Origin of the sequence: Streptomyces sp. NPDC020192 (genome assembly GCF_044388685.1) — a bacterium.
Taxonomy (GTDB): domain Bacteria; phylum Actinomycetota; class Actinomycetes; order Streptomycetales; family Streptomycetaceae; genus Streptomyces.
Map to the genome: position 1 here is coordinate 89,907 of NZ_JBIRXG010000014.1, position 18,178 is coordinate 108,084.

Annotated in this window: 11 protein-coding genes and 2 pseudogenes; 9 read left to right on the forward strand and 4 right to left on the reverse strand. The window is 71.7% G+C overall.

Translation table 11 applies throughout. The features are described from left to right. Positions 1-132 precede the first annotated feature (132 nt). Entirely contained in the window at positions 133-735 is a 603-nt protein-coding gene (locus ACH47Z_RS26175; RefSeq protein WP_399077675.1) for a Chromate resistance protein ChrB, read from the forward strand. 38 nt (positions 736-773) lie between these two features. Continuing rightward, the gene (locus ACH47Z_RS26180) at positions 774-1,913 is read left to right on the forward strand and encodes an MFS transporter (RefSeq protein WP_399077952.1); all 1,140 of its coding nucleotides are present in this window, start codon (positions 774-776) and stop codon (positions 1,911-1,913) included. A gap of 152 nt (positions 1,914-2,065) precedes the next feature. Here ACH47Z_RS26180 and ACH47Z_RS26185 read toward each other — a convergent pair. Both ACH47Z_RS26185 and ACH47Z_RS26190 read right to left on the reverse strand, forming a co-directional pair. Beyond that, positions 2,066-3,148, reverse strand: a pseudogene (locus tag ACH47Z_RS26185) (arabinofuranosidase catalytic domain-containing protein); the annotation flags it as partial. 282 nt (positions 3,149-3,430) lie between these two features. Beyond that, positions 3,431-3,514, reverse strand: a pseudogene (locus ACH47Z_RS26190) (acetoacetate decarboxylase); the annotation flags it as partial. Here ACH47Z_RS26190 and ACH47Z_RS26195 point away from each other — a divergent pair. The 7 genes from ACH47Z_RS26195 (at position 3,514) to ACH47Z_RS26225 (ending at position 13,765) form a co-directional block, all read left to right on the forward strand. Further along, positions 3,514-4,437, forward strand: coding sequence for an amidase (locus tag ACH47Z_RS26195; RefSeq protein ID WP_399077677.1), 924 nt, complete (start codon positions 3,514-3,516; stop codon positions 4,435-4,437). The pseudogene ACH47Z_RS26190 and the gene ACH47Z_RS26195 overlap by 1 nt on opposite strands. Before the next feature lie 73 nt (positions 4,438-4,510). Further along, a complete protein-coding gene (locus ACH47Z_RS26200) occupies positions 4,511-5,830 on the forward strand; it encodes an aminotransferase class I/II-fold pyridoxal phosphate-dependent enzyme (protein WP_399077679.1) in 1,320 nt (439 codons plus the stop codon). Positions 5,831-5,866: 36 nt separating this feature from the next. Then, positions 5,867-6,760, forward strand: a complete 894-nt coding sequence (locus ACH47Z_RS26205) for a dihydrodipicolinate synthase family protein (protein ID WP_399077681.1) — start codon at positions 5,867-5,869, stop codon at positions 6,758-6,760. Between the two features lie 11 nt (positions 6,761-6,771). Then, complete coding sequence (locus ACH47Z_RS26210; protein ID WP_399077683.1) at positions 6,772-8,019, forward strand: MFS transporter; 1,248 nt, start codon at positions 6,772-6,774, stop codon at positions 8,017-8,019. 136 nt (positions 8,020-8,155) lie between these two features. Then, on the forward strand, positions 8,156-10,954 hold the full coding sequence (locus ACH47Z_RS26215; RefSeq protein WP_399077685.1) for a SpoIIE family protein phosphatase: 2,799 nt from the start codon (positions 8,156-8,158) through the stop codon (positions 10,952-10,954). A gap of 60 nt (positions 10,955-11,014) precedes the next feature. After that, positions 11,015-13,084 carry a SpoIIE family protein phosphatase gene (locus tag ACH47Z_RS26220; RefSeq protein WP_399077687.1) on the forward strand — a complete coding sequence of 690 codons (2,070 nt, stop codon included), beginning with the start codon at positions 11,015-11,017 and terminating at the stop codon, positions 13,082-13,084. A 72-nt stretch (positions 13,085-13,156) separates the two neighbouring features. Further along, positions 13,157-13,765, forward strand: coding sequence for a 2'-5' RNA ligase family protein (locus ACH47Z_RS26225; RefSeq protein WP_399077689.1), 609 nt, complete (start codon positions 13,157-13,159; stop codon positions 13,763-13,765). A gap of 106 nt (positions 13,766-13,871) precedes the next feature. Here the strand turns inward: ACH47Z_RS26225 and ACH47Z_RS26230 are convergent, their stop codons facing one another. Further along, on the reverse strand, positions 13,872-15,011 hold the full coding sequence (locus ACH47Z_RS26230; protein WP_399077691.1) for an ABC transporter substrate-binding protein: 1,140 nt from the start codon (positions 15,009-15,011) through the stop codon (positions 13,872-13,874). Positions 15,012-15,253: 242 nt separating this feature from the next. Beyond that, on the reverse strand, positions 15,254-18,037 hold the full coding sequence (locus ACH47Z_RS26235) for a SpoIIE family protein phosphatase (protein ID WP_399077693.1): 2,784 nt from the start codon (positions 18,035-18,037) through the stop codon (positions 15,254-15,256). Between the last annotated feature and the right edge of the window lie 141 nt (positions 18,038-18,178).

An 18,178-nucleotide genomic window follows, 5' to 3' on the forward strand; every position in this document is an offset into this window, starting at 1 on the left:
TTCTCGGTCGGTGTCCGGCTAGGGGCCGAGTGTGCCATCGGACCGCCCCCGAGCGCCATCGGCCCCCTGGACCGTCTGCCCGAAGAATCACTCGGCACAGGATGTCATGTAACGCTTGCTACATTCCCCCCTGTGTCGAAGCCTGTGTCGAAGTCCGTGTCGAAGTCTGTGCCGAAGAAGGAACCGGAGAGCCGCTGGCTCGTCCTCGTGATCAAACTGCCGGCCGAGCCGAGCAGGCACCGCGTCGCGGTCTGGCGGGAGTTGCGCAAGGCGGGCGCGCTCTCGCTCGGCCAGGGGATCTGGGCCGTACCCGACGTGCCGGTCTTCGCGGACGGGGTCGCCAGGGCCCTCGCGCTCACCGAGCAGGCCGGCGGACAGACCGTGACCCTGAACGCCACCGGGCGCGGCAGCGAGGACGCGGCTCGCTTCCAGGCGCTGTTCACGGCCGCGCGGTCCGTGGACTGGGCGGAGTTCCTCGCCGACTGCGGCACGTTCGAGGAGGAACTGGCCAAGGAGATCCGCATCGGCAGGTTCACGCTGGCCGAGCTGGAGGAAGAGGAGCAGTCACTGGAGCGGCTGCGGCGCCGGCACCGCGACCTGACCGCGCGGGACGTGTACGGCGCCCCCGAGGCCGCCGAGGCGGGCCGGCGGCTCAAGGAATGCGTCGCGGCCTGCGAGGACTACGCCGAGCGGGCCTTCGCCGTGCTCCACCGGACCCCCGAGGGGGAGCGGTGAGTACGCGGCCGACCGGCACGGCCGCCCCGGCCCGGCACATGTGGCCGCTCTACGCGGCCGGGTTCACCACGGCCTTCGGCGCGCACGGCGTCGCCGCCAGCCTCGGCGGTCGCACCCAGGGCGCGGTCACCTCCCTGCTGGTGCTGGGCGGGCTGCTCGCCCTCTACGACGGCGCCGAGGTGCTCCTCAAGCCGCTGTTCGGCACCCTCGCCGACCGCGTCGGCGCCCGCCCGGTCCTGCTCGGCGGGCTCGTCGCCTTCGCCGCCGCGTCCGCGCTGTACGTCGTCGCGGACAGGCCCGGCTGGCTCTGGGCCGCCCGGCTCGGGCAGGGCGCCGCGGCCTCCGCCTTCTCGCCGTCCGCCTCCGCGCTGGTCGCCCGGCTCAACCCGGCCGCCAAACACGGCCGCGCCTTCGGCAGTTACGGCTTCTACAAGTCCATCGGCTACACCCTCGGCCCGCTGCTCGGCGGTGTCCTCGTGTGGGCCGGGGGACTGCGGCTGCTGTTCGCCGTGCTCGCCGTGCTCGGCGCGGCGGTCGCCGCCTGGGCCGCGCTCGCCGTCCCCGTCGTACCCCCGCTGCCCAAGGCCCGGCAGACGGTGCTCGACCTGGCCCGGCGGCTGGCCGACCCGGTCTTCCTCGCCCCGACCTCGGCCCTCGCGGCGGCGACCGCGGCGCTGTCGGTCGGGGTCGGCTTCCTGCCGGTCTCCGGCCGCGCCGCCGGGCTCGGCACGGTCGCGACGGGCGCGGCGGTGTCGGTGCTCGCCGGCTGCGCGGCCGTCGTCCAGCCACGCGCCGGACGCGCCCTGGACGAGGGCCGGCTCACCGCCCGTTCCGGCCTCGCCGTGGGACTCGCGGTCACCGCGGCCGGCCTGGCCTGCGCCATGCTGTCCGGAGTCACCGGCATCCTGCTGGGCGCCGCCCTGATCGGTGTCGGCACGGGCCTGATCACGCCGCTGGGCTTCGCCGCGCTGGCCTCCTCCACCCCTCAGGAGCGCCTGGGCCAGACCATGGGCGCCGCCGAACTGGGGCGCGAACTGGGCGACGCGGGCGGACCGTTGCTGGTCGCCGCCGTCGCCACCGGCGCGACGCTGACGTACGGCTTCGGTGCGCTGGGGCTGCTCATCGGGGCGGGCGCGGTGGTGGCGTTCGTCCACCGCGGTTCGGAGCCCGACAACTGAAGGGGGCGTGGGGCCGTCGTACGGCTTCGGCCTGGTCTTCGTAACCCGTCGGCCTCCACCCGCGCCCCTGGCACCTGCGGACCGGCGGCCCCGACGGCACCCTGCACACCAGCACCGCGGGGCCGCGACGACCGAGTTCGCTGCTACTTTCCGTAGCCGGCGGCCGTGATGCCGGCCTGTACCGCGCCCTCGGTGGCGTCCGACGGGTAGCCGGATGTCATGACGCCTTCGTAGAAGGTGCCGGCGGAGCCGTGGCTGTTGTCGCCGCCGATGCCGAGGATGATGGCGCCTTCCTTCTTCATCGGGTTGTAGCCCGCGACGTTGGGGCGGGTTCCGCTGTAGAACGTCGACAGGCCGCCGGACTGGGCGTTGCCGCCGCGGATGGCCCAGTGGTTGGGTCCGCCCTTGATGACGGCGGTCAGGTAACGGTGGCTGATCGACGGGTCGTTGGCGTTGTAGCGCTGGTTCACACCGGAGAAGAGGCCGTTCTCGAGGTCGGCCATGATCCAGGGTCCGCTGCCCGAACCGTACCCCCAGACCTTGATGTTCCCGAAGTAGATGGCCTCCATGGTGCCGTTGCCGTTGTCCCGGCTGTTGGTCTCGGCGTTGCCGTAGTCGAAGCAGCAGCCGCCGTTGTAGTGCGTGCCGTCGAGAACGGCGTACATGCCCTCCGGCTGGTCGCCCTTCGCGACACCGTTGGTGTTGTTGTTCCGGTACCCGGTGCCCGGGGCCACGTAGACGCCGTACGCCTTGTGGCCGCCGATGGTGATCGGTGCCGCGGTCGCGTTGGCGAGGTTGTCGTACCCGCCCGCGGCCGGGCCGGAGAACCCGCCGGGAGGTGCCTGGGTGAGGCGGTTGCCGTGGCCGGACTGGTCGTAGATGACGGTGATCAGGCAGGTCGTACCGGCGCAGAAGGAGTCCTGGGCCGCGGCGTTGGCGTATCCGCCGGGGCTCAGGACGCCGATGTCCCGGGTGGCCTTGTCGGAGGCGCGGCGGACCTGGTACAGCGGGCCGTTGTACGAGCCGTACAGTGCGCGGGTCGTGCTGTGCGCCGCCACACAGGGCGTGCCGCCGGCGGCGTAGAGGTCGCACGGCAGCGAGGCGGCGGCCGGGGCGGCGGAGGTCGACGGGGCGGCGGGTGCGGTGCCGGTGAGCACGCCGACGCTGAGCGCGGCGGCCGCTCCCGTGGCGAGCAGGGCGCGCTGCAAGGACCGTAGCCGTGGTCGGATGAACACGAGTGAGCTCCTTCGACGGAGTGGGGGGTGTCTCACGTGGTACTGGTGCGATGGCTTCAGAACTGCGTGAAGAACTTCCAGACCTCACCCGTAGATGGTGATGGTGTGAGATGTCCGGTATATCGAACGATGCTCGGAACTTCGGACTCTCAGGATGATAGGAATCCCATCGCCATCGTCAATGCCTGCGACGTGATCGTCTCAGTCGGCGAGCAGGGTGCCGTGGTCGAGGGTGCCGACCAGGGTGTCGGAGTCGACGTACATCGCGAGGCTGAACTCGCCCGGGACGAGCCGGCGCAGGACCTCGGGGTCGGTGCGGTAGACGATGTTGAGGTACTCGCGGTCGGTGAAGCGGTACCGGGTGGGTGGCGCCCATCGCCCACGCCGAGGACGGCGGCGGGTCGATACGGATCCCCGCGTCGTGCAACGGCCTCGTCGGCCTCAAACCCACCCGTGGCCTGGTCACCAATGCCATCGTGGAGGTGGAGGGTCTCGGCACCAGTGGCGTGCTGACCCGCTCGGTGACGGACACCGCGGCGGCCCTCGATGTGTTGGCGCGTCACGATCCGGCCGCGTGGTGGTCGCCCCCGACGCCGCGCACGTCCTTCGTCGCCGCGATGGAGACGGACATGCCGACCGGGCTGCGGATCGGCGCGCTCATCGACTCACCGATCGACGGGATACACGTGCACCCGGCGTGCATCGCAGCCGTCGACGTCGCTCTTCGGACCCTCGAATCGACCGGCCAGCACCTCGTCGACACCCTCCTTCCGCTGCCGCTGACCGACGAGCTGGTCGCGGTGTTCACGACCCTGTGGAACGTCGGCGGTGCCGGCATCACGCTCGCGGAGCCGGACCGCGTCGAGCCGCACAACCGCGCCCTGCGCGACGCGGCACGGGCGATCGACTCGTGGGCGTACGCGGAAGGGGTGCGGAAGACCCAGCAGTTGTCGCGGCGGATCGTCGAAGGCTTCCTCGCCGGCTTCGACCTCCTTGTCACGCCGACGATGGCCTGCCTCCCGCCACTCGTCGGTGCCTGGCGGGCGGGCACCGACGGCGATCCCCTGAGGGCACTGCTGAACAGCTACCCGATGGGGGTGTTCACGTCGGTGTTCAACGTGACCGGCCAGCCTGCGATCTCCCTCCCCGTCCACCACGACGAGGCCACCGGCCTGCCCGTCGGCGTCCAGATCGTCGCCGCACCATGGCGGGAGGACCTCCTGCTCCAGGTGTCTCGCACCCTCGAACTCGCACACCCCTGGACCGGTCGCCGCCCGCCTGTCAGCTGACCTGGCGTGCGGCGTGTTGCCGATTGATTTTGGCATAGGACAAAGTGCTAAAGTCGGTGGCGGAGGTGATCACGTGCGCATCAGCGGTACGACAGCGGGTGAGATCGCGGGCAGTGTGCGGGACCTGGTCGCGTCGGGTGAGCTGGCACCGCGGGCCGTGCTGCCGCCGGTGCGGGCGCTCGCCGCCGAGCTGGGGGTCAACCGGAACACGGTCGCCCTGGCGTATCGGCGGCTCGTCGAGGCCGGGGTGGCCGAGACCCGGGGCCGCGGTGGCACGGTGATCGCGGCCGTTCCGCAGCTCGCCCGTGAAGGTGTCGGTGTCGGCGGCGCCTTGATCGATCTGGCCAGCGGCAACCCCGATCCGGAACTGCTCCCCGACATCCTGGCCGCCGCGCGGCGCGGGCGCTACAGCCAGCCCCTGTACGGCATGCCCGCCGTCGACGCGGGGCTGGCCGAGTGGGCCTGCGCCGACTTCGCCGAGGACATCGAGCAGCCGTTCCGGACGCTGGTGGCGCACGGAGCGGTCGACGCCACCGAACGTCTTCTGAACGCCCACCTCGCCCGCGGCGATGTGGTGGCGGTCGAGGACCCCTGCTTCCTGGCGAGCATCGGCACGCTGCGGCTGAACGGCTACCGGTCGGCCCCGGTCGGGGTCGACGGCGCCGGCATGCGCCCCGACGCCCTGCGGGCCGCTCTCGAGGAGGGTGCCCGCGCTGTCGTCTGCACGCCCCGCGCCCACAACCCGACCGGTGCGAGTCTCACCGAGGAACGGGCGGCCGACCTGCGGGCGATCCTGGCCGGGCATCCTCAGGTCCTGGTGATCGAGGACGACCACTTCTCGGCGGTCTCCGCGCGGCCGTACCACCGCATCACCCCTTCGACCACCGCCCGTTGGGCACTGGTGCGGTCGGTGTCCAAGTTCCTCGGCCCGGACCTGCGCCTCGCCCTCGTCGCCGCCGACACGGAGACCACGGTGCGCCTGGAGGCACGGTTGAGTGCCGGCACCACATGGGTCAGCCACCTGCTGCAGCACATCGCCCATGAACTGCTCCTCGACACCGCCGTCCATGAACTGCACGAACGGGCCCGCGAAGCCTATGCACGCCGCAGCGGCCGGCTCGTCGAGCGGCTGCACGCCCAGGGCATCGAGGTCCCTTCCCGTCCCGACGGGCTGAACGTATGGGTGGAGCTCGACGTCGACGGCCGATCGGTGGTCGACGCTCTGGCGCAGCGAGGGTGGGCGGTGCGGCCCGGCCACCTCTTCGTCCGTGATCCGGCCACGCACCAGGGCGCCATCCGCGTCACCAGCTCCACCCTCTCCGCGTCGCAGGCCGAGGCATTCGCCGCCGAATTCGCCGCAGTGCTGGGGGACTTGCGCCCCGCGAACGGATGACCACGACCTGTTCTCCCCTCTTTTGAAGGAGCCATCATGTTCCGTGGCCTCAGTGCCTTCCCTCTCACGCCCACTGACGAGTCCGGCATCGACGAGGTGGCGTACGCCGCGCTCGTCGCCCGGCTGGCGGCCGCCGGCGTGGACTCCATCGGCGCGCTCGGCTCCACCGGCGGCTACGCCTACCTCACCCGGGAACAGCGCGCCCACGCAGCGAAGATCGCGGTCGAGGCGGCCGACGGCGTCCCCGTCATGGTCGGCATCGGCGCCCTGCGCACGTCGCACGTCCTGGCGCTGGCCGAGGACGCGCAGCAGGCCGGAGCCTCCGGAGTGCTGCTCGCCCCGATGAGGTATCAGCCGCTCACCGAGGAGGAGGTCTTCGGCCTGTACGAGGACGTCACGCGCGAGCTGTCCGTGCCGCTGTGCGTGTACGACAACCCCGGTACCACGCATGTGCACTTCAGTGACGAACTGCACGGGCGGATCGCCCGGTTGCCGAACGTCGGCTCGATCAAGATCCCCGGTGTGCCCGATGACCCGGCTCAGGCCAAGGCCCGCGTCGACGCGCTGCGGGCACTGATCCCGGACACGGTGACCATCGGTGTGAGCGGTGACTGGACGGCGGTCCGCGGGCTGAACGCCGGGTGCGACGCCTGGTACTCGGTCATCGGCGGCACGTTCCCGCAGACCGCCCTCGCCCTCACCCGCGCCGCCCAGGCCGGTCACGCAGGCCCGGCCACGGACCTGTCCGACGAACTCGAGCCGCTGTGGGCCTTGTTCCGCCGTCACGGCAGTCTGCGCGTGATGTCGGCTGCCGCCTCCCACCTGGGGCTGACCAGGGAGCCGAACCTGCCGCGTCCCCTGCGCGGGCTGGACGAGGCCGCGCGCGGGGACGTCGCCGCCGCGCTCAGCGTCCTCGGGCTCACGGCCTGAGCACGCGTGCCATGAACCGTCAGCACAGCGCGACCAGAGCGAACGCCGGGAGCGTGCCGTCCGCGCCGAGTGGAGGCAAGGGCGGCCTGGCGCGCTACGTCGCCGCCGCGGCCCTGGCCCGCACCGCCGACGGGGGAGCGGTCGTCGCCGTCGTCCTGCTCGTCACCTCGTCGGGCGGTTCGGGGACGCTCGCGGGTGCGCTCGGTGCGTGTATCACCGCACCGCACCTGCTCGGACCCTTCGTCGCCCGCCCACTGGACCTCGCGCACGACGGGCGCAAGGTCATCGCGACCGCATGCCTGCTGTACGCCGGCGCACTGTCCGCGGGTGTACTGACGTACGCCCGTGTGCCTTCGCCGGTGACCGCGCTGCTGCTGGCCGCGGCCGGCACCTGCGGCCCCCTGCTGACCGGCGGCATCAGCAGCCGACTGCCCGCCATCGTCGGAACGCGATTGCGCACCCAACGGCGCGCGCAGGGCTGGGACGTGGCCACCTACGGCATCGGCGGCACGGTCGGCCCGTCCCTCGTGGCCGCCCTGTCCGGCTGGGTCTCGCCCACCGCGGCCGCTCTCGCGCTCGCCGCCGGGGCGGGAGTGGCGGCAGGCTGCGTCCTGCTTCTGCCCTTCGCGCCGCCGGCACACGGCGGTGACAGGGCCGCGATCCTCAAACCGGGCCCGACCCTGGCGCTGATGGCCCGGACCGGCCATCTCCGGCGTACCGCCTACTTGACGATGATCGTCGCGCTCAGTGTCGCCGCACTGCCGGTCACGGCGGTGCACCTGACGAGGATCCTCGGCGTGGAGACGGCGGCGGCAGCCGTGCTGACCGCGGCCTACGGGCTCGGCAACCTCACCGGCTCCATGGTCGTCACGGTCTTTCCGCTCACGGGCAGCCCGGATCGGCTGATGCGCCGCCTCGCTCTGGGCGTTGTCGTGGGCCTCGTCACGGTCACCGTGAGTCCCGGCTTCACCGTGTCCGTGGCGGCGTACGCGTGCACGGGCATGCTCAACGCCCTCTTCTTCGCCTCCACCCTCGCCGCCCGCACGGAGTACGCGCCAGCGGGTGCACGCGGCCAGGTCTTCATCTGGGTCGCGGCGTTGAAGATCACGTCGGGATCCGCGGGCACCGCCCTCGCCGGTTCGTTCACGGGTCTGGACGTACGTCTGCCTCTCGTCCTCGGCATCACCGGGATCACAGCGGCCGTTCTGGCAGCGACAGTTGAGCAACGGACCACCAGGAGGCTCACCGGCACCCCGTGACAGTGACGGAAGGTGTAGATCAGCGGGCTCCGGACTCCGGGGGCGATGTGGTGTGCCACGTCGGGAGCCTGCCGGCTGAGGAAGCCGGTCCGTACCTGCCTCCACTGGACAGACACGGCCCAGGCCGTCGCCGCCGATGACACGTGCCCATGGGAAGCGCGACAATTGCCTATATGTCTTCTCCGTGGCCGGAGGGATGTGGGCGTTGGTGGTCTGGTGGCGCGGGCGGGGACTGCGGCCGGGTGGCCGCAGACGCAAGCTCTCGCAGCGGATTCTCCTCGCTCTGCTGCTGATCCTCGCGGTGACGAGCACCATCGGTTTCGCATTGTTCGCCTTCACCCAGCGTGCCCGGCTGGACGCTCTGTACGAGCAGCAGGCGGTGTCGATCGCGCGGATCGCGGCCGGCAATCCGCAGATTCGCAGCGCGATGGCCGCCGGAGCGCCGCCGACGCGTGATGGCGTCGTACAAAGGGTGGCCCAGCGCATCGCCGCTGACTCCGGTGCCTCCTACGTCGTGGTGATCGACCTGCACCGTGTCCGTCATTCGCATCCCCTTCCCGCTCTGATCGGCCAGAGCGTCACCGATCCGATCGTGGCCCGGGACGGCAGGTCGCACACGAGGATCAACGTGGGCGCGACAGGCCGCTCGGCCAACGGCATAGTGCCGCTGTACGCACCGGGTACCGGCCGCCGTCTGGTGGGAGAGGTCTCGGCCGGCATTCCGGAGACGCAGGCGGCCGGCGAGCTGGTGCGTGAGCTGCCCGCCTTCGGCATCTATGCCGGGACTGCCCTGGCGGTCGGAGCCGCCGCCGCCTTCCTGCTGGCCGCCCGACTCAAGCGGAGCACGTTCGGACTGGAACTGGAGGAGATCGCGGGTCTGCTCCAGGACCGGGAGGCCACGTTGCACGGTATCCGGGAGGGCGTGGTCGGCCTCGACCCGCGAGGCCGGATCACCGTGATCAACGACGAGGCGCGGCGGCTGCTCGGTCTCACGGGGGATGTCGAGGGACGCTCCCCGGACGAACTCGGGCTCGAGCGAGCGGCCGCCGAGCTGCTGGCTCCGGGACGCGTTGTCAGCGACGAGGTGCTCACCGTCGGGGAGCGGCTGCTGGTGGTCAACTGCTGGCCGACGGGGCGCGATGGCGGCCCTCCGGGGAGCGTGGCCACGCTGCGGGACTCCACTGAACTCCGGCTGCTCTCGCAGAAGGCCGAGGCGGCTCGCAGGCGCCTGCAACTGCTGTATGACGCCAGCGGTTCCATGGGGACCTCACTCGACGTGAAACGTACCGCCGGAGCACTGGCCAGGGTCGGGATACCGCACTTCGCCGACTTCGCCGTGGTCGATCTTGTGGAGGGCGTCCTGCACGGCGAGGAACCGGCGTCGGACGAGGGCGTGCGGATGCACCGGGTGGCTGTTCACGGCATTCGTGACGAGCATCCCTTCATCCAGCTCGACGAGGTCTTCGAGCTGGATCCCGCCACACCGCAGGCGTGGGCGTTCGGCCACCAGCAGGCGGTGCTCGAGCGTGATCTCAGTACCACGCAGGCGTGGCCTGCCCAGGACTCGGCGCGAGCGCAGGCCACCGTCGCAGCCGGCCTCCGCTCGCGCATCGTGGCCCCGCTGCGTGCCCGGGGCGTACTGCTCGGCGTGGCCTACTTCTGGCGCATGCGGGAGCGTGAGCCGTTCGACGAGGACGATCTGACGCTGGCCGAGGAGCTGGTGGCTCGCGCGGCGGTGTCCGTCGACAACGCCCGCCGGTACACCCACGAGCACACGATGGCCGTTGCTCTGCAACGCAGCCTGCTGCCGCGTGGCATGCCCGACCAGAACGCCGTCGACCTCGCCCACCGGTATCTGCCGGCCCGGTCCGTGGGCGGTGACTGGTTCGACGTCATACCGCTCCCCGGCGGGCGGGTCGCACTGGCGGTGGGCGACGTCGTCGGTCACGGCCTGCACGCGGCGGCCACCATGGGGCGGCTGCGCACGGCCGTGCGCAACTTCTCCGCACTCGACATCCCCCCTGATGAGCTGCTGTGGCATCTGGACGAGCTCGTCGCACGGATCGACGAGGAGGACGCGACCGACGACGGCATGACGGGTATCACCGGCGCATCCTGCGTGTACGTGATCTACGACCCGACCACACGCACCTGCGCGATGGCACGCGCCGCGCACCCGCCGCCCGCGGTAGTGGCCCCCGACGGCACCGTGGAGTTCCCGGACGTGCCGGCCGGGCCGCCCCTGGGACTGGCGGCGCCGACCTTCGAGACCACGCAGCTGCGGCTGTTCGAGGGCAGCCGGCTCGTGCTGTACACCGACGGGCTGATCAAGGCCCGCGACCGCGACGTCGACGAGAGCCTGGCGCGGCTGAGCGCCGTCCTCGGCAACGCGAGCCGCACTCCGGAGCAGACCTGTACCGCGGTGCCGGACGCGCTGCTGCCCGCACGTCCCAGCGACGACGTCGTCCTGCTCGTCGCCCGGACCCGCGCCCTGGCGGACGACCGGATCGCCGCCTGGGAGGTGCCCTCCGATCCCGCCGCGGTGGCCGAGGTGCGGACCAGGGTCGACCACGTGCTGTCGGCGTGGACGTTGGACGAACTGGTGTTCACCACCGAACTCATCCTCAGCGAACTGGTCACCAACGCCATCCGCTACGCAACGGGGCCGATCCGGGTGCGCCTGCTGTACGACCGCAGCCTGACCTGTGAGGTCTCGGACACCAGCAGCACCTCGCCTCACCTGCGCTACGCGGCCACCACCGACGAGGGCGGCCGGGGGCTCTTCCTCGTCGCCCAGCTCGCGGCCCGGTGGGGTACCCGGTACCTGTCCACCGGCAAGATCATCTGGGCTGAGCAGGCGATCCCGGTACCGATGGCGGACACCGCCGAACCGCACGAAAGGCGACTTACGTGGGTCTGGGCCGACCATGGATGAAGGCAGCACACCCGCCGGTACGGCAAGAGCCGAGGCGCCGAGCGGGAAGGAAGATGAGGTATGGGCACGACGGACTCCTCCCGGGCAGGCCACGGCCGGCCGGTGGCGGGTCCTGCCCCGCCGCCCAGTGGCCTGCTCGATCTGCTCAGCGTCGCCGCGGTGGTGCTGAACGCGCAGGGCCGGGTGGTCTTCTGGAGCCCGAAGGCCGAGGAGCTGTTCGGCTACACCGCGGCGGAAGCGCTGGGCCGGTACGCGGCTCCGCTGACGGTCCACGAGGAGCACCGGGACACGGTGATCAAGCTGTTCGCCGAGGTCATGGAGTCCGGCATCGACTGGGCAGGGGTGTTCCCGATCCGGCACAAGGACGGCAGCACCCGCCTGGTGGAGTTCCGCAACATGCGGCTGCTGGACGACCTCGGTGACGTCTACGCCCTGGGCCTCGCCGCGGACCAGGCCGCCGTGGAGCGGGTCGAGCGAGATGCCGCCCTGGCCATGCGTCTGGTGTCCCAGTCCCCGGTCGGGCTGGCCATTCTGGACCCGGACCTGCGGTACCTGGCCGTGAATCCCGCTCTCGAACGCATCACCGGTCAGTCCGCCGCCGAGCGTCTGGGCCGGCCGGTCGGCGAGATCCTGACCTTCCTGGACACGGACCCCGAGGGACGTCTGCGCCATGTCCTGGAGACGGGCGAGTCGGTCGTGGACCGGGACATCGTCTGTCGTCCCCCCGGCGACCCGGACCACGAGCATGCCTGGTCCGTCTCGTACTACCGGCTGGAGGATTCCGGCGGGCGGGTGCTGGGCCTGGCCTACTCCGTCATCGACGTCACCGAGCGTCATCGAGCCGCTGCCGAGGCGGCACAGGCCCGGCAACGGCTGGCACTGATCGCCAGAGCTTCCGCCTGCGTGGGTACCACCCTCGATCTGGAAACGACAGCGCGCGAGCTCGCCGACGTCGTCGTACCGGTCCTGGCCGATGTGGCAGCCGTGGACGTACTCGACAGCGCCCTCGACGGCCGGACCGCGCCACACGAGGGACCCGCCCTCTTCCGCGCCCTCGCGGTCAGCGCGGCCCACTCCACCGAGGCGGTCCGCGCGGCCGACCCGCCGGGGGAACTCGCCCCCTACGACAGCGACCGCCTGATCACCCAGTGCGTGCGCACCCGCCAACCGGTACTGGTGCCCCACACCACCCGTCAGGATCTGGAGCGCATCGCCCGACACGGCGAGGCCGCCTCCCTCCTCGCGGCGGCCGGCGTTCACTCCTACCTGGCCGTACCGCTCCTCGCCCGGGGCGAAGTCCTTGGCGCCCTCGACCTCATCCGCACCCGGAACCCCGCGCCTTTCGACGACGACGACGCGCTCCTGGCCCGGGAGTTGGCCGCCCGAGCCGCGGTCTGCATCGACAATGCCCGCGGATACCAGGCCCAGCGCCATGCGGCCCTCACCCTCCAGCGCAGTCTGCTTCCGGAGCGCCCGTCGCACCTGCCCGGCCTGGAGGTCGCCTGCCGCTACCAACCCGCCGGCGCCGCGTGCGAGATCGGCGGTGACTGGTACGACGCCATACCTCTCCGGGGTGACAGAACCGCCCTGGTCGTCGGGGACGTCATGGGCAGCGGCATCAATGCCGCCGCCACCATGGGTCAACTCCGCAGCGCTGCCCGTGCCTTCGCCGAACTCGCCCTCGCCCCCGCCGACGCCCTTCATCACCTGGATCACCTGACCGAAGGTGTCGAGCAGACCATCACCACCTGCATCTACTGCGTCTACGACCCTCACCGGGGCCAGTGCGAGATCTGCCTCGCCGGCCACCTGCCCCCGGCCCTGGTGCGTGCCGGCCACGCGGCACAGCTTCTGGACCTTCCCACCGGCGCGCCGCTGGGCGTCGGCGGGGTGCCCTTCGAGGCCGCCACGATCACCTTCCGCCCCGGCGACGAACTGGTCCTCTACACCGATGGCCTGGTCGAGACCCGAAGCGAACCCATCGACGCTCGCCTGGACACCCTCCTCGGCGTCCTTACCGCGACACGTGGCGACGATCTGGAAGGCACCTGCGACCGCATCCTGGAGATTCTGCGCTCGCCCGGTGGTGAGGACGACGTAGCGCTGCTCATCGCCCGAGCCCGGACCTGAGGTCGGCATCGGCCTTCCGTCAACGCGGTTCGCCGACTCGTGCGATCGGGGCGCGCTCTGGAGGATGGCAGGGTGGACGAGTACGCGGAAACCGGCGGGGCCGAGCCGGTGGACGTGCTCGAGGCGGCGCCGACGGCCCGGACGGCGGTGGCGTGGTTGCCGCCGTCGGAGCTCTGGCCGGCGATCCAGGAGATCCGCTTGGAGCACGATCCGCAGGTGCGGCGATGGCCGCCCCATGTGAATCTGCTGTTCGGCTTCGTACCGGAGGAGGAGTTCGTACGGGCGGTGCCGTTGCTCTGCGCCGGGGCGGCGGAGACGGCGCCGTTCCCGGTGCGACTGGCCGGGGCGCGGTACTTCCGGCACCGGCACTACGCGACGGTATGGCTCGATCCGGCTTCGGCGGGCGTGGCGCCCTGGGCCCGACTGCACAGGGCGCTGGAGCTGCGGTTCCCGTTCTGCCGTGGACGTGGCGGCCGCTTCATCCCGCATCTGTCCCTCGGCCGGACGCAGGACCCGCAACGGCTTGCCGCCGAGTGTACCGCCCGGCTCGGCGCGCTGTCGGCCATGGTCGAGGAGGTGGTCCTGCTGTCCCGGCACGGCGACGAACCGATGCGGCCCCGGGCCGTGATCGCTCTGGGCACGGGCGAGGTTCGCCCTCCACGTCCGTCGCCCGGGCCCTGAGCGGCTTGAACCCGAGCGGGGCGAGACACCACGGGCACGACCACGCGGCGCCGGGACCTTCCGGCCGCCGTGCAGATCGGTGCATCGGCGACGGGGACCGTCCCAGCTAGCCGGAGACGGCCTTCGCCCAGCCCTGGATGACCGTCTCCCCCGCCTTCTCCAGTTGCGCGTCCGTCGGGAACTGCGGCGTTCCCTCAACCGTCGGCAGTCGTGCAGCGGCGGCCTTGTCGAGGGTGCCGTCCTGCCTCATGGCGTCCATGAGCACCGGCCGGGCATACGCGCGCAGCCGGAGGTTCTGGCCCTCTGGGCTGAAGAGGTACTCCTGCCACAGGCGGGCAGCCGCCGGGTGCGGGGCGTTCTTGTTGATCGCCAGCGCGAAGTACTGGGCGAAGCTGCCGTCGAAGGGGATCGCGACCTGCCAGTTCACGCCCTTGTCGCGGAGCCGGTCGGCGTAGTCGAGGTTGATGTAGTCCCAGTTGATGCTGATCGGGGTCCGGCCGCTCGCGACCGTCGCCGAGTCGGAATGGACAGGGTTGAAGTTGCCGCGATGCTTGAGTTCGGCGAAGAAGTCGAGACCCGGCTGGACGTCGTCGAACGACCCCTTGTTCGCCAGCGCGGCCGCGTAGACACTGGCGAAGGCGGTGGCCGACCGGGGCGGATCGCCTTCGAGGGCGACCTTGCCCTGGTAACCGGGCTTCAGCAGATCGGCGAAGGTCTCCGGACAGGATTTGACCCGGTTGGCGTCGCAGCCGATGGAGATATAGCCCCCGTAGTTGTTGGACCAGCGGGCCTTCGAGTCCTTCTGCGTACCGGGGATCACATCGAAGGCGGCCACCTTGTACGGTGCGAGAAGATTCTGCGCCGCCGCATTCCGTGCGAACGTGTCGCCCACGTCGATCACGTCGGGCGCGGTCGGCCGGTTCCCCCTCTTCCGCAGGGCGTCGATCTCGTCCTCGCTGTGGCCCAGTGGATTCTCGACCGTGACCTTGATCCCGTACTTCTTCTCGAAGCCGTTGATCAGGCTGCCGTAGTCGGCCCAGTCACGCGGCAGCGCGATCGCTCTGAGCGTGCCCTCCCGTTTCGCTGCGGCGATCAGTGCGCGCATGCCGCCCATGCTCTCGGCGGACGTGGCCACCGACGGCTTCGCGGGGCCGGCGGTCGGTGTGTTCTCGCAAGCGCCCAGGCCCAGTGCCACGAGAGCGAAGCAGCCGAAGGCCGCCGCTGCTCGGGCACACGGTGTGGTCACGGCTGCTCCCGGACGTGGGGGACGAGGTGGTCACCTCGACCGGCTGCCGGCGGCGCCACCGGGTTCGCGGTGGCGGGCCTGCCGTTGTGCCTCCCGGCTTTTTCGGCTCCACGGCGCCGACGAAGGAGTCATCGAGGCCAGCGTACCCGGCCGCCTCGACGGCGGAATGCCGCCCGGGAAGTCCGAGATCACCGTCATGTCCCCGGCACTCGGCCTCTGCGGACGGGACGTACCGGCTCACCTCACAGCGCGCTGTCGTCCCATTGGTCGAGCAGCAGCTCGCCGAGTCCTTCCCCCTCCGGCGTGGCGTCGTGGTGCAGGGACTGTTCGGCCCAGATGACCTTGCCGGTGGCTGTGTGGCGGGTCCCCCAGCGCTCGGCGAAGCGGGCGACCAGGAAGAGTCCACGGCCGCCTTCGTCGGTGACCTTCGCCCGGCGCAGCCGCGGCGAGGTGCTGCTGCCGTCGGCGACCTCGAAGATCAGGGTGCCCGCATCGGGGCTGCCGATCGGCTCCGTGCGGAGCAGCCGCACGGCGATGGGCTCGGCTCCGTAGCGGACAGCGTTGGTGATCAGCTCGCTGAGGATGAGTTCGGCGGAGAAACCGACCTGCTCCAGCCCCCACTCCGCCAGCCGGCGGGCGCAGGCGGTGCGCACGGGGGCCACCGCCGCCGGGTCACGGGGCACCTCCCACTCGGCGACCTGGTCCGGTCCGAGCCGGCGCGTGCGGGCCACCAGCAGCGCGATGTCATCCCGGGGCCGGTCGGACAGCATGGCCTCCATCACCGCCGCGCAGGTGGCCTCCGGCGTGCGACCGGGCCCGGTCAGAGCGTCGCGCAGGGCGTCCAGGCCGGCGTCCAGGTCCCGGGTGCGGTCCTCGATCAGCCCGTCGGTGTACAGCACCAGTCGGGAATGCTCGGGCACGGTGAGCTCGGCGGCCTCGACCGGCAGGCCGGCTCCGAGCCCCAGCGGCGGGGAGACGGGCAGCTCAGGGAAGTCGACGGTCCCGTCGGGTCCGACCACCGCCGGTCCCGGGTGGCCGGCGGTGGCCATGGCCAGTCGCCCGGAAGTGGGGTCGTAGACGGCGTACTGGCAGGTCGCTCCGGTGATCCCCTCCTGCTCGTGCTCCGTTGCGGTGACCTCCTCGGCGTCGATCTGCGCCACCAGCTCGTCCAGCCGGCCCAGCACCTCCTCCACGGGCATGTCCAGGCCGGCGAAGTTGTGCACGGCGGTGCGCAGCCGGCCCATCGTCGCCGCGGCGTGCAGACCGTGGCCGACGACATCGCCCACGACCAGCGCCACCCGGGTGCCGGACAGCGGGATGACATCGAACCAGTCCCCACCCACCCCGGCCTGGGCCGGCAGATAGCGGTAGGCGACCTCGAGGGCGGACTGCTCGGGCAGCACGCGGGGCAGCAGGCTGTGCTGCAGCGTGACGGCCATGGCGTGTTCGCGGGTGTAGCGGCTGGCGTTGTCGATGCACACCGCTGCCCGGGCGGCCAGCTCCTCGGCGAAGGACACGTCCTCGTCCTCGAACGACGGGGAGCCCCTCGCGCGCCAGAAGTCCACCACACCCAGCACCACGCCGCGGGCGCGCAGGGGCACCACGAGCCTGGAGTGGACGCCGGGATCGGGGATCCGCCGGGCACCTTCGGACTGCTCGGCCCGCCAGGCGTCGCAGGCGCTCAGGTCCCGGACCAGGACCGGGCGGCCCTCGGCCATCGCCGTGGAGACGGGGTGGGCCGGGACGAGCCGGATCAGCTCGCGGACGGGGTGGAGGGGATGGCCCGCGTCGAGACCGGCGACGGCGCTGCGGCGCAGCTCGGTGATCCCGGCGGGCGCACCGGAGGTCTCCTCGCCGCGCAGGACCGGCTCGAGCAGATCGACGGTGACGACGTCGGCGAACCGGGCCACCGCGACCTCGGCCAGTTCCTCGGCCGTGCGCTTCACATCGAGTGTGGTGCCGATCCGCAGTCCGGCGTCGTAGAGCGACCGCAACCGTTCGCGTGCCACCGCCGCCCGGCCGGAGAGGGCCCGCAGCTCGGTGGTGTCCCGGAGCGTGACCACGCTGTCGACCGGTCCGTGAGGTGCGGTGAGCCGCTTGCTGACCGCGAGCAGCCGGTCGGCCGCCAGGTACACCTCGTCGGTGGCGGGGCGGTCGGAGGCCAGCAGCCCGGCGAGGTCCTCGTCCAGCCCCAGATCGGTGATGTGCCGCCGCTCCGCGTCCGCCGGCAGGTCAAGAAGCCGTCGTGCCTCGCCGTTGGCCAGCAGCAGCCGGCCGTCACCGCCGACGATCAGCACTCCTTCCCGCACCGCGTGCAGCACCGCATCGTGGTGCTCGTACATCCGGGTCATCTCGGACGGCCCCAGGCCGTGGGTCTGCCGCCGCAACCGCCGGCTCACCAGGCCCGACCCGCCTGCGGCGACGACCAGGGCCGTGGCGGCGCCGCCGAGGAGGACCGGTAGCTGCCGGTTCACCCTGTGCTGCACCCTCTCGACCGTGACGGGCACGGAGACGATGGCGATGACCGAACCGCCGGGACCCCTGACGGGCACCGCCGAGATCACGGAGAGCCCCAGTGAGCCCTGGAACGTACTCGTGAACGGCTTGCCGGTCGCCGCCGCCGCGTAGGGCCCGATGACGCGTTTCCCGATCTGACGCGGGTCGCTGTGGGCGAGGGTGATTCCGTTCAGTCCGTACACGATGACGGCGTCGACGCCTGCGGCCTTCTGGGCCGCCTCGGCGCGCGGCTGCAGCACCGCGGTCGGGTTCGCGCTGTTCAGTGCCGCCACGATCCCCGGGGAGTTCGCGAACGCCTGCGCCACGGCGAGCGTCCGGTGGCGGGCGTCCGCCATCACGTCGCGTTGAGCCTGCACGACGAGCCCCATCAGGGCGGCGGCGACGAGCAGCATCACCACCGCCAGCTGGAGCAGGAACACCTGGCCCGCGAGGCTGTGCACGCTCAGCAGCGAACCCGACCGCGACGCCTCGGGCGCCTGACGTGGCCGACCGGGCCGATGAGTCCCCATGGACGCATCAGGCACATCCTGCCCGGATTGACCTGAAACTCCACCCATGTTCCCTTTCTATCGTTTCTGGGTGGCTGATCGCGAAGCGACCAGGACGGACGGGTCCGGGACGGCGGCGAGACGCATGGGCCCTGCCGGCGC